Raw genomic sequence first — 12810 nt, forward strand, 5'->3', positions numbered from 1 at the left:
TAAAATTATTTTATCGGTTGGGTATCGTACTCATCTATAATGGCCAAAATCAACTAAACAGACAAAATGTCATCAAATCTCGGCGAAAATCTTGTCACTCCGAAGCCAAACAACTAGAACTTATTTCCATGCTTAGCTTTATCTGCTGCAACTTCAGCCGCTATTTCAGCACGAACTTCCTTGATGTCTTCTAAGGCATCAAACTGATACTCAACAAAAATTTGATAGTATTTACTCTGTAACAAGTAAAGTGACATGAGTAAAAAAACAACGGCTAACAGGTACGCATAAATAAATGTTGCCTGTTCTGCGATTAAAAACACTGTTGGCAAAAATATAATAAATAAAATACAGAAATACCATTGTAAGACTTTTACGGCGAAGAAAGATCCTCTAACAACTGCATAATTGAAGCCACTGAAAACAATTACTGAAGTCGATAAATATAAGAACAGAAGCTTGCTTCCTATACCAGCTATACCAAAATAAAACTCTAAAATGAGAAAATTTAAAAGCGACATGGAGATTATCATGAATAGTGTCGCAGCCAAAAAAGCCGCTATGGACTTCATAGGTGGAAATAATCCGACAATATCGTCATCACTTTTCTTTTTAGTTTGTCTTTTCATCAATCAGCGAGCTCTTCATATATACCAATAGCCATTGTTCCAATTGTTCCATTGAATAGGCTACCAGAAACGCTCATTGAAGCTCCAACGGCATCCATTAAATGTAAACGAAATGCATGAGTAATTTGTTTGCCTGTATATTTTTTTATGTTGTTTTTTCGAGCCATTGCCTTTATTAATTTACCTGAAGCACCTGGTAAATTAAGACGGGTAATTTCACGATTTAATCTCTTTTTTTCAGCACGGGATAACCCTTTTAAGATTTCATAGGTATTCTTACTTGTACCAAACTGCATAATTTTTATTGCTTTTATTGTACCTAAAGCTGCAGCGCCAGCTCCTGCAAGCGACACTAAATCTACTGCTATAGTGGCATTTTGATACCACTCTTGAGAGTCAAAATCATCTTTCAACTCAGGAGAATAAGCTTCAGCGCCTACTCTAATCAAACCATTCATACATTGAAGCGATCCAGCTGTTGCACCTGCTATTGCTAAATACGTTATCGCACTACTTGCACCGCCGGTTAATGGGATAGCGCCTAAACTTCCAATAATAACTGTCCAACCAAGAAAGGCTGTACCACAACTCCAAGCTGCATTTCCCAATTCACCAACTAATTTCGATTCACGGATATTGCCTTGGCTACCTTTTAAATGAGAGGCAAACTCGGCCTGACTCATTAATTGAGGCGGCTCCCTTAGAACGATTTTAATCGGATTTAGTTGGCAAACAGGTTCGAATTTTCTTAATTCAATAATGTTGTACTTGCTATCAATATAAACGATTCCTGCACCCGCAAGACCCGGTATAGCGTCAATTTTTTTGAACAGCGTTTTTGTATCGATATTCGCCAACACTTTCTGGCTAAATTGATTGCCATAAAAAGACTGAGTGCTAGATCTAAAAACAGGCTTTCCATTTACCGTGATAATTTCCATAGTTCCCTCTATGTTGCCTAATTTTAAAATAGAGTATTGTACCTCTATTGGAAATACAGGCAATTATCACTAAGTATTACGAAAAAGGACGCTAATGCGTCCTTTGGTATAAAGATTGATGGTTAATTACTTGCCATACATGGCATTAATTTCACTGTGATATTTGCTGTAAATCATTTTACGACGCAGCTTTAATGTCGGCGTGATGAGTCCAGATTCCATCGAAAATGCTTCATGCAATAAGGTGAATTTTTTGATTTTTTCAAACCCAGCTAACTCATGTTGCAACTCGATTAATCGCTGCTCGAAATGAGCCACTACTTGTGAGTGACGTAACAACTCAATTGGGTTTTCAACATGAATACCTTGCGCTTTAGCCCAAGTATTTAATGCTTCAAATGCTGGCACAATTAGGGCTGATACATAATTGCGTGCATCGGCAACAATGGCGACTTGTTCGATAAACGGGCAACAAGCCACCTTACCTTCAACCCGCTGTGGTGCAATGTATTTACCGTTTGAAGTTTTCATTAACTCTTTAATGCGATCGGTAATATACAAGTTACCATGCTCATCGATACGCCCAGCATCACCGGTTTTTAACCAACCATCTTCAAAGGCGTCGGCGGTATCTTGTGGGCGATTGTAATAACCGCGCATCACAGTGTCGCCACGCACTAAGATTTCATCGTCTTTGCCAAGCTTGATTTGCATAGCTTCTAGTGGCTTACCGTTTGAACCTGGTACGCGATTATCCAAAGTATTACAGGTTACCGTGGCGCAAGTTTCTGTCATGCCATAACCACACAATACCGGTACACCTATACTGTGAAAAAAGCTGGCCACATTAATATCGAGTGCGGCACCGCCCACGGGCATGAACTTTAACCGGCCACCCAACACTTGCTGTAACTTGCTGTAAACCAGCTTATTAGCCAGCTTCCACTGTGTACTTAACCACAAATTTCCTGAAGCACGACCTTGGCTAACTTCAAATTGGCGTTTACCTACTCGCATCGCCCAAGCAAATAATGTTTGTCTCGCTTTAGGCGCTTGGCCGACTTTATCGTGCACAGCGCTGTAAATTTTTTCTAAAAATCGCGGCACAGCACACAAGGTATGTGGTTTAACCGCAATAAGGGCTTCTTTAATGCGATTAGTGTCGTTTAAATACACATTGTGGCCACCGCGACATAATACATACATACTCCAACCACGCTCGAATACATGGCTAAGCGGTAAAAAGGCCAGCGACACATCACCCGCAGTAAATGGCAACTCACTGTCATGCTGTTTAATCATCGAGGCAAAATTACGGTAGTCGAGCATCACACCTTTAGGATTGCCGGTGGTGCCAGAGGTATAAATAAGCGTAAATAAGTCGTCTAAATTGCTATTGGCTAGTCTAGTATTGAGCTCATTGGTAATCAGCGGATTAAATTGCGCCGCTAATACTTGATCAAAATACACATGATTATCGGCATTAAGGGTAACGTTAGCATCAAAGACTACAATGTGTTGCACGCACTCAGCTTGGGCTGCCACTGTGCAAGCCATGTCGTATTGCTGTTGGTTACCAGCAAAAATTAATTTAGCTTGAGAGTCGTTAACAATGAATACCGCTTGCTCTATGGTGCTGGTTGGATATACCGGTACCACAACATTACGAGCTTTAAGGGCACCAATATCTGCACAGGTCCACTGTGGACAGTTTTGCGCTAAAATCACCACTTTGTCTTGCACTTGTAAGCCAAACTCAATTAACAACTGTGCGACTGAGTCTGTAACCGTATCAAATGCGCCCCACGTTACGGTATGCCAAGGTGCAGGCATGTCAAAGCCTTCAAGGGCAATATTATCGCCTAATGACTGACCTTGCTGTTGCAGGAGTCGAACTACGTGGTATTGATCTAATGACATATGATAGTGGCCTTTTAGCTTACAAGTGTTCCGCTTTTTACATTCTACCTGAAGTCGCTAAAAACCATAAGAGCTTTTGCTCTATTTTTGAGCTTACGGTCACGTTTGTCAGTTATGCTCGATGATTTACGGGGCCAAAACACCATGCTGCCACAAACGTTTTTTACCCCAAATTAATGCGCCAACACCAACAATAATTAGTGGCACATCCATAAGCAACCATACCCATAAGCTGTCACCGTCTCGCACTGCGGCGAAACTCAACGACACCAATATCGAATGGAGTAACACTATTAGCATTGCTGCTGTGGCTTGCAGGCTATTACGGCTTGCCGAACCCATTCCCAGCATAATCGCACAGCCCCAAAAAGTGCTTAGACCTAAATGCAGTACAAATAATCCGCCATATTGCGGGTCAATCAAGCTATTGGTAAAACCTAGCACGCTGACCATAGCCACTAACACAGCGATGAAACGATACTGGCTGCGGTAAAATGCATCGCGCAATCCACTCAAGCCGCTATAACAAGGCAATAAAAACAGCGTTTCTGCCGCGCGCCAACGCTGAATTCGGCTCCAATGAACAATGGCACAACTGATCACGGTAAATTGCACCAATAAAAATAATGCTGGTACATCAATATCAAATAGCCACGACAGCAGTATTAAACCAAGGGTGATCAACGGTAAACAAAGCAGCATCATCGTTAGCACTGGGCCGATAAAAAAGTTCATCGGATGAAACAACCGCTCAACACGAGTAATCCAGGTAAATCCTTTTATGCTCGGCAGCCACATCCAGCCCATTTGCACGGCGTTGAGGTACACCACACGCGCCTCGTTATTCCAGCTAAGTTGGCGACATAAATGGATCACCCAAGACAATAGCCCAGCAATCAGTATTAGCATCATCCACGTCGGTATCGTGAGCGCTAATTTATCTAAAAATGGCACTGTTATGAATAATAAAAACGATAAATGAAAACTGTTACTGCGCCATAAACAGGCCCATACAAATAGCAAGCTGACCACAATGGCTAGCAGTAGTCTGGGGATGACATCGTAAGCAGCAAAACCAATACAGGCGAATAGTTGTATCAATAACATACCGACTGCGATGGTCGCCGCCTGTATGAGCACGTGCTTTTGATAATGAGGTATTAGACCGGTCATCTCAGCTGCTGCTAAGCGATTTAACTGCCAAGCAATTGCCGCAGCAGTAGACAGTGTTGCCATGGAAAAAACGAGGCTAACAACCTCGGTTTTACCGCTGATAAAACACAGCAGCCCTAACACTAGGCCTAATCCTGCGGTACCAATAAAACTGACACTGCCTAAGTCAAACAACCACAACCGCAGCATGCCACGGTAAGGTTTACGCCATGCTGAAAGTTGACTGTTTTGCAACGACTGATTCATCGATGCAGCTCCATAAATAACTGTTCTAGGTTGAGTGATTTTTCACTCTGCACACCCGCAATATTCGATGGGTTACCTTGCGTATCCACCAGCACACTTTGTCCGGTTTGGCTCAATATTTTATAATGTGACGGTAACTGAGCGTTTTCGGCTAAGTTGAGTAATTTAACCTCTTCACGCAAGGCGTCGATTTCTTTAAACAGTATCAGTTGGCCTTTTTTAATCAGGGCAACATGGCTGGCAACACGTTCTAAATCTGAGGTGATATGCGATGAAAATAACACTGCTGAACCTGAATCGAGCGCGAGATCGAACAAGTCGCTCATAAACTGACGCCTGGCAATGGGATCTAAGCTGGCAACGGGTTCGTCGAGTAATAGTAAGGTTGGCCGATACGCCATAGCCATGATCAATGCTAATGATTGACGCTGGCCCACTGATAATTTTTGCACCGCTTGCGTAACATCTAAATCAAAACGTTTAAGCCAATCTTGCTCGAGTGTCATATCCCAATTTGGATAGAAGCTACGGTGCAACTCTAATGCTTTATCAATAGTAAAGCCTTCATAACCAAAAGGCTGCTGGGGTACGTAACCAATACGTTCTTTTGCTTGAATAGATAAAGCGCTAGGCGGTTCGCCAAGGGTTGAAATATCACCTTGTTCGATGCCCACAATGCCTAATGCACAACGCATTAACGTCGATTTACCCGCACCATTTTGGCCTAATAACCCGACCACCATACCTGGGTAGAGTGTCATCGATAGATCGACCAACACCGCATGACCTGCTGCAGACTTGTGTTTTGCAGCAAAGGTTTTGCTCACATGATTAAAGCGTAAAACGGGCTGTTGTTCGGATTCCATTTTCGACTTCCTAGATAATGTCCTTAAAAATTAGCTCAACTGTGGCTATTCTTTATTCCAAAATTGTTCCAACAATACTTGTAACTGGTCATAATCGACCCCTAGCTGCCGTGCCTGCTCAACTAATGCCGTTAATTGTGGTGCCAACAAACTGCTGCCTGAATCATTATTGGCCGCAGTTCTAGCAGCTACGCGTGACGGCTGACCACGACGGCGCTCAACCCAACCTTGGTCGACAAGTTGCTGCATAGCACGTGATACCGTCATCGGGTTTACCGCTAAATGCTCGGCAAGTTGGCGCACCGAAGGCAGAACATCTTCAGGGTGCAATTGCCCGCCGACAATTAAGCGCACGATTTGATCGTGCAACTGTCGATAGATGGGTTCACCACTGCTGGGGTTGACATTTATTAATTCTAACATTAGCCTTTAACAACTGTATTAATACATTGATACACTCATACACTAAGTGCTAAGGTATCATAATCGTCATGAAATGCAAAAAGGAAACGTTCCGATGATCAACAGGAAGTTTATCAACACAGTCTTAGCCAAGCGGTCAACCCGCTCTGGGTTATGCCAATCGGCAACACGTACTAGCCGATGGCTCGCGGTCGCTATTGCTATTTTACTCGCCAACAATAGTAATGCTGACACATCGCAAACCAATGTGGCTGTACCCGCTAAAACCAGTGCTTGTTACTTAGACGGTTTAGACGAGCAATTACAGTGCGGTAAAATAACTGTCTCAGAAAACCCTCAACTACCTGACGGTAAGCAAATCGACATTCATTTTGCTATTTTGCCAGCCATTAAAAACACTCACCCAAATGAAGCGTTACTGGCAATCGCAGGCGGACCAGGCCAGTCAGCCATTGAAAATGCCGCTTTCTTTAATCGCATGTTGACCAAAGTTCGTCAGCAACGCGATATTTTACTGATTGATCAGCGTGGTACCGGTAAATCGAACATTTTATCTTGCGACGATGACACCACTGAATTACTCAGTATGAATGATGACGATCTTGATATCATTGCCATGACAGAAAAATGCCTAGGTCAAATTGATGCCGATGTAAGCCAATACGGTAGTAATACCGCGTTAACAGACTTCGAAGCAGTACGCGAATATTTGGATTACCAAAAACTGCATTTATACGGTATTTCCTACGGAACACGTATGGCACAGCTTTATATGCGCCATTACCCAGAAGCCTTATTAACCGTGACACTGGATGGCGTGGTGCCAATGCAACAAAGTGTCGTGGCGATTGGTGACTCAATAGAACGTGGTTTAAATGTATTATGGCGCGACTGTATAAGTACTCCTGCTTGCCAGCAACAATTTCCTGACTTGGCTGACGAATACAATAAAGTCGACCAACTGCTCGCCACCGCTCCGATAAGCCAACAAGTACGTGACCCACAAACAGATGAACTCAGCGAGTTTTTACTCACCCGCGGCAAGTTTAGCGGCGCTATTAGAATGGCGATGTACATGGCAAATATTCGTGCGCTTATCCCGCATGCTATTCATCAGGCAGCGCAGGGAAACTACCAACCAATATTAGGTATTTACACATTAACCGCTGATAGCACAGGTATTGCGATGGGCATGCACGCATCCGTGGTGTGTGGCGAAGACATTCACCGCATTACTGATCAAATGCGTAAAGATGCAAAAGAGTCGTACATCAGCGGTAATATGTTAGATGGATTAGAAAAAACCTGCCAAGCCTGGCCGATACCACAAGTAGATGACAACTTTAGTGAGCCAATTCTCAGTGATATACCCACCTTACTGTTATCTGGCGAACTCGACCCGGCAACACCGCCAAACTGGGGCGCAATGGCACAAGAAAAACTGACAAAATCAAAGCACTTCATTGCACCTTACGCAACACATGGCGTGGCAGGCCAAAGCTGTGGCAATGACCTCGTCGCCCAGTTAGTTGACCAAGGTTCAGTAAAAGACATCAACGGTGAATGCTTACAAAAAGATGTCCGTCGTAGCTTTTACCTTAATGCCAATACCGTTGAAGCGCTACCGGTTATCGACACGCCCACTGACATAGAAACAACAGCACCAGCGAATACCGCTGCGGATAAGGAATAGTCATGATTACTGTTGCAAACTTAACCAAAAAAATTGGCGATGTGCAGGCCTTAGATAACTTAAGCTTTAGCGCTGAGAATGGCCAAATTACCGGTTTACTTGGCCCAAATGGTGCCGGTAAAACCACCTGTTTACGCACCTTATTTGGTTTACTTAAGCCAGACTCAGGCACAGCTACCGTTGATAACATAGATGTTGCAGTTGATCCAATTGGCGCCAAAAAGCAGTTAGGCCTATTCCCCGACCCTTTTGGTTTATATGAACGTTTAAGCCCGCGTGAATACATTAGCTTCTTTGCCGAACTCAGCGGTATGTCGCGCAAACAAGCGAAAGAAGCCACCGCAGATGTGATTGCACAATTAAAGCTGGAAGACATTTGTGACCGTCGCTGCAAAGGTTTTTCTCAAGGCCAGCGGATGAAAACGGCATTAGCACAAGCCATTGTTCATAAGCCAAGTAACATCATTTTAGACGAACCTACTCGCGGGCTTGATGTGATGAGTACCCGTTTGTTGCGCGACATTTTATTGCAGCTCAAAGACCAAGGTCATTGCGTGCTGTTTTCAAGCCACGTGATGCAAGAAGTCGCCGCCTTGTGTGATCGCGTTATCGTGATGGCTAATGGCAAAGTAGTCGCCATCGGTAGTCCTGATGAACTGTGTCAGCAAACAGGTAAAGACTCACTAGAAGATGCATTTATCGAACTTATCGGTACCGACGAAGGGATTGCAGCATAATGAAAATGATACTCGCAATGGTGCGCAAAGAACTCATCGACGCCGCACGAGATAAACGATCGGTTATGGCTGGTTTATATTATGCCATTGGTACGCCGTTGATCATGTGCGGCATGTTTATGGTGTTAATTGGCCAGCTGTCTAGTCCAGAAGATTTAAACATCAATATCAACAATGCCGATAACGCTCCAGATTTAGTGCGCTACTTAAGTAATAACGGCATCAACCACGGTGAAGATGAACAAGCGAACAAAATAATCTTAACCATTAGTGACGATTACGCCGCCAACATGGCCAAAGCTAAACAAGCTGAAGTGATATTAATAGCCGACAATTCAGATGAGAAGCTGCAAAAATCAATTCGTCGACTAGAGCGTCAACTGCAAGCATATAGTGCAGAAATGGGCAGCATTCGCTTAATTGCCCGCGGTATTAATCCACGGATAACCCAGCCATTAAAGGTCAATATCGAAGACAAAGCCACACCAGACTCTAAAGGTGGGATGATTTTAGGCATCGCTATATTCACCATGATGTACTCGGTATTTATTTCCGGTATGAACCTCGCTATCGACACCAGCGCAGGTGAGCGTGAGCGTAACTCACTAGCACTATTGTTAAGCCACCCAATGAGCACCCGCGAATTAGTCATCGGTAAAATTATTGCCGTAACCTGTTTTGCTTTGCTCGGCTTAATCTTGATTTTACTGGTATCAAAAGTGGCTTACCCCTTTGTACCGTGGCAAGAAATTGGCTTTACCGTCAATATCACTCCAGACTTTATGGGCTTAATGTTCCTTGTGGGTATTCCAGTCGCCTTGATGGCCGCAACCTTACAACTGTATGTATCGTTTATGGCTAAAACCTTTAAAGAGGCGCAATCATACTTAACCATGGTGTTATTTGTACCACTGGCCCTTTCAATGGCAGCTAGTTACAACATCGCTCCAGACATATTGCAGTGGTTACCCGTATCAGGCCAACAGCAAGCATTAATGGACTTTATTAAAGGTCGTGAAATACCAATGATGCAGTTAATTATTTCATCTGTGACCACACTGATCATTGCCATTGCGTTGGCTGCAGGCTTAGAAAAGTCGCTTAAAAGTGAAAAAGTCGTCTTTGGTTTATAACGGTTAGCTTATAACGACGAGCCCCAGCCTTAACGAGTAGAGATAAGGCTGAGGTAATTAGCAAGAGAGATTAGCTAGCGCTTTTAATAAGAGTAAGTCAGATAAGAAAGTCAAAAATCTATTAACAAAAGAGCATTAATTAGGAGTCATTATGGAAAATGATATCGCCATTATCGCGTTGGTCTTCATTATTGTGGTTGGCACCACTGCATCTGAAATGTTTAAGTATTATATGAAGCATAAGCAGCAAACTGACACGGGCAGTGTCAGCGATCTACAGGCCCAAAACCAAGCATTGATTGAACGGATACAAGTATTAGAGAAGTTAGTAACTGACAGTGATTTTGATTTAAAGCAGCAGTTTAAACAGCTGTAGTATTTGCGCTAGAGTAGTGTTGAAAATAAAGTAGTATTTGAAAATAAAGTAGTGTTGAAAATAAAGTGCCGAATGTCGAGTTAACTCTTCGGTATTCGGCACATTTAGTCGCTAAATCTCGTCACACTGACGGTATTTCGCCCCGCTTGCTTGGCTAAATAAAGTTGCTCATCTGCATGTTGCAGTGCATCGCTAAAGTTGTATTTTTCTATATCGGCTAAGTTATCGTCAACCACCACAACACCAATACTAACGGTGACCCAATTTCGACCATCTATGTGATTGGGGATCTGCAATTGCTCAATAGACTCACGAATGACTTCTGCGACTTTCAATATATTATGATGATTATTCTCGGTCAAAATTATGCAGAACTCCTCACCACCATAGCGTGAAGCAAGCGCATCATATCGAGCCATAACCTCAACCAGACAAGTGGCGACGGTAATTAATGCATCATCGCCTTTAAGATGTCCTTGTTGATCATTAAAATACTTAAAATTGTCGACATCAATCATCATCACACTAAAACCAACACTTTCCTGATGCCAGCGCGAAATGATTCGCTTTGAAAATGCTTCAAGTCCTCTTCGATTAGTAATGCCTGTTAACGAATCTTGAACCGTTAATGTCTCTAAGTAATTTTGTTGAGCGTTAAACTTAAGCAATAATTGATTAAATGAGTAGGACACGTTCTCGATTTCATCAATAAAATGATTTGAATCCATTTTGCTCAAAAAATTATCGTCTGATGAATCATTTATGCTTTTGTTAAAACGAATAAGCGGCTTAATAAGCAGTCTTGATAATGCCATTAGCGAGAGGGAAACAATCAACACTATCGACAACAATATCGATATTGCCGAAACCCAATCTAACTGAGGTAACGACACTTTTTTATGGTGTAAAGTCACCTGTACCACTTGGTCGTCAAATGTATTACGAACTAGCCAACTATGCGATGGCGCTATATTTTCTATTGGCTTTACGTTAAAAAACGCTTCCATTGTCTCTGTTGATGTTTGCACATTTTCAATTGAAAATTTCACCAAAGAAAACTGACTAATATCGTTAATTAACGCTTTATCCACTAAGCGAACCATCGTTAAACTGCCAACAATTTCACCTTGGCCAGTAGAGGGTAAAATAGTGGTATTACTGAAATACAACAAATGCCCACCCACAACAAGATAACCACTACGGCTAGACACTTTTTGTGATGCTATCTCTGCTGGTGTCGGCAAAATAGCAAAAGATTCTGTATTTTTTTGATGCAATAAATGAACGAGTGACGATCTGGATGATGTTAATGAGTCATCATGATAATCCCAAATCAACTTGTTATTAATGTCACTGACGAAGACAGCATCAATATTTGCAGCCTCAAATGCATTGTCGGGCATATTACTTTGAACAAAATCATCTGTCGGGTTACCAACATATTCAACTAGCTCATCCCACACGGCATAATCGTAACATAAGGTGGTTAAACTGTTTTTTGATAACGATAATGCAGAATATAACAAATTATATTCTTGTTGTTGCTGGTCCAATATTTCGGTTTTTATTCCGGGAAGGTAAAAAAAATAGTAAATGCTCACCAATAACATGCTGATTGTAAGTAATAATGAAGATAACAATACAAGCGAAAAACGATTTAATGTCATATTGAACCAGCCCTACTGAATGTATCTTGCTAGTGTATTGCGAAATATAACGTAAAGTACTTTTTACCAAGCAATCAAACATAACAAACTGAGACAAATGTAAAACTCATCTACTATGGTGAATGATCTTGGTTCTCAATCAAACAAACACTAACCAATAGCCTCGATGGTTATTGGCCCTGTATTAGCTTAGCTTACAAAAACACTAATACAGGGCTGCGATACTACTTTGCTTTAGGTCTAAACGGCTTTATCACGGCTTCATCACAAACTAAAAACGGACCATCCATTAAGTCGATGCAATAAGGAATTGCTGGGAATACAGCATCCAAACATTCTCGGATAGACTTAGGTTTACCGGGTAGATTAACAATCAACGAGTCGGCACGAAGACCGGCCGTTTGACGGGATAGAATAGCGGTTGGTACAAACTTTAATGATTCGGCACGCATTAGCTCACCAAAACCAGGCATCATTCTATCGCACACTGCTTCGGTAGCTTCTGGCGTTACGTCGCGTTTGGCCGGCCCCGTGCCACCAGTGGTCACGATTAAACAGCAGTCTTGATTATCAGCTAAATCAATCAATGTGGCTTCAATAACGTCACGCTCATCGGGGATCACCTTATAAACAGGTTCCCATTCAGAGGTTAAATACTCATTCAATACATCAATAATCGCCTTACCAGACAGATCTTCATATATGCCAGCACTGGCACGATCGCTAACGGTAACGATGCCTATTTTAGCTTTGCTCATGGTTATCTTTCCCTTATGTGGGGTAAAAGCAGTAATGCAAATATATGCCGACAATCTACCAAAAAAAGCGGCATTTACAAAATGTTAAACTGATAGGTAGATCACCGATTTAGGATTCTATTAACCAAGTCAAACAATGAGTTCTGTTAGTGGGTTATTTATACTGGGTAAATTGAATAGTGTAATACGGGTTAATATTTTGGTTTGGCTGCTATTTAATTTGCTCAGCGATAAACGATGAACGCCAT

12 protein-coding genes are annotated in these 12810 nt (G+C 42.2%); 4 read left to right on the forward strand and 8 right to left on the reverse strand.

What is annotated here, in order from left to right; translation table 11 throughout:
- Positions 1 to 113: 113 nt before the first annotated feature.
- The 6 genes from AAEY97_RS09500 to AAEY97_RS09525 form a co-directional block, all read right to left on the reverse strand.
- Complete coding sequence (locus AAEY97_RS09500) at positions 114 to 629, reverse strand: hypothetical protein (RefSeq protein WP_350998373.1); 516 nt, start codon at positions 627 to 629, stop codon at positions 114 to 116.
- Positions 629 to 1570, reverse strand: a complete 942-nt coding sequence (gene ssp4, locus AAEY97_RS09505; protein ID WP_350998376.1) for an Ssp4 family T6SS effector — start codon at positions 1568 to 1570, stop codon at positions 629 to 631. Before ssp4 ends, AAEY97_RS09500 begins: the two co-directional genes overlap by 1 nt.
- A 126-nt stretch (positions 1571 to 1696) precedes the next feature.
- Entirely contained in the window at positions 1697 to 3490 is a 1794-nt protein-coding gene (locus AAEY97_RS09510) for an AMP-dependent synthetase/ligase (protein ID WP_350998379.1), read from the reverse strand.
- 126 nt (positions 3491 to 3616) lie between these two features.
- A complete protein-coding gene (locus AAEY97_RS09515) occupies positions 3617 to 4909 on the reverse strand; it encodes an ABC transporter permease (protein ID WP_350998382.1) in 1293 nt (430 codons plus the stop codon).
- On the reverse strand, positions 4906 to 5775 hold the full coding sequence (locus AAEY97_RS09520) for an ABC transporter ATP-binding protein (RefSeq protein ID WP_350998385.1): 870 nt from the start codon (positions 5773 to 5775) through the stop codon (positions 4906 to 4908). Before AAEY97_RS09520 ends, AAEY97_RS09515 begins: the two co-directional genes overlap by 4 nt.
- A gap of 45 nt (positions 5776 to 5820) precedes the next feature.
- A complete protein-coding gene (locus AAEY97_RS09525) occupies positions 5821 to 6198 on the reverse strand; it encodes a GntR family transcriptional regulator (protein ID WP_011639383.1) in 378 nt (125 codons plus the stop codon).
- A gap of 94 nt (positions 6199 to 6292) precedes the next feature.
- Between AAEY97_RS09525 and AAEY97_RS09530 the strand changes: the two genes are divergently transcribed.
- From AAEY97_RS09530 to AAEY97_RS09545, 4 genes are all read left to right on the forward strand, one after another.
- The gene (locus AAEY97_RS09530; protein ID WP_350998388.1) at positions 6293 to 7891 is read left to right on the forward strand and encodes an alpha/beta hydrolase; all 1599 of its coding nucleotides are present in this window, start codon (positions 6293 to 6295) and stop codon (positions 7889 to 7891) included.
- 2 nt (positions 7892 to 7893) lie between these two features.
- Entirely contained in the window at positions 7894 to 8628 is a 735-nt protein-coding gene (locus tag AAEY97_RS09535) for an ABC transporter ATP-binding protein (protein ID WP_335691686.1), read from the forward strand.
- On the forward strand, positions 8628 to 9761 hold the full coding sequence (locus AAEY97_RS09540) for an ABC transporter permease (protein WP_335691684.1): 1134 nt from the start codon (positions 8628 to 8630) through the stop codon (positions 9759 to 9761). Before AAEY97_RS09535 ends, AAEY97_RS09540 begins: the two co-directional genes overlap by 1 nt.
- A 151-nt stretch (positions 9762 to 9912) precedes the next feature.
- Positions 9913 to 10137 carry a hypothetical protein gene (locus tag AAEY97_RS09545; protein ID WP_059746050.1) on the forward strand — a complete coding sequence of 75 codons (225 nt, stop codon included), beginning with the start codon at positions 9913 to 9915 and terminating at the stop codon, positions 10135 to 10137.
- Between the two features lie 104 nt (positions 10138 to 10241).
- Here the strand turns inward: AAEY97_RS09545 and AAEY97_RS09550 are convergent, their stop codons facing one another.
- A complete protein-coding gene (locus tag AAEY97_RS09550; protein ID WP_350998393.1) occupies positions 10242 to 11804 on the reverse strand; it encodes a sensor domain-containing diguanylate cyclase in 1563 nt (520 codons plus the stop codon).
- 224 nt (positions 11805 to 12028) lie between these two features.
- The gene (gene mog, locus AAEY97_RS09555; RefSeq protein ID WP_011639389.1) at positions 12029 to 12562 is read right to left on the reverse strand and encodes a molybdopterin adenylyltransferase; all 534 of its coding nucleotides are present in this window, start codon (positions 12560 to 12562) and stop codon (positions 12029 to 12031) included.
- Between the last annotated feature and the right edge of the window lie 248 nt (positions 12563 to 12810).

Source organism: Shewanella sp. TB7-MNA-CIBAN-0143, assembly GCF_040310065.1.
Lineage (GTDB): Bacteria > Pseudomonadota > Gammaproteobacteria > Enterobacterales > Shewanellaceae > Shewanella.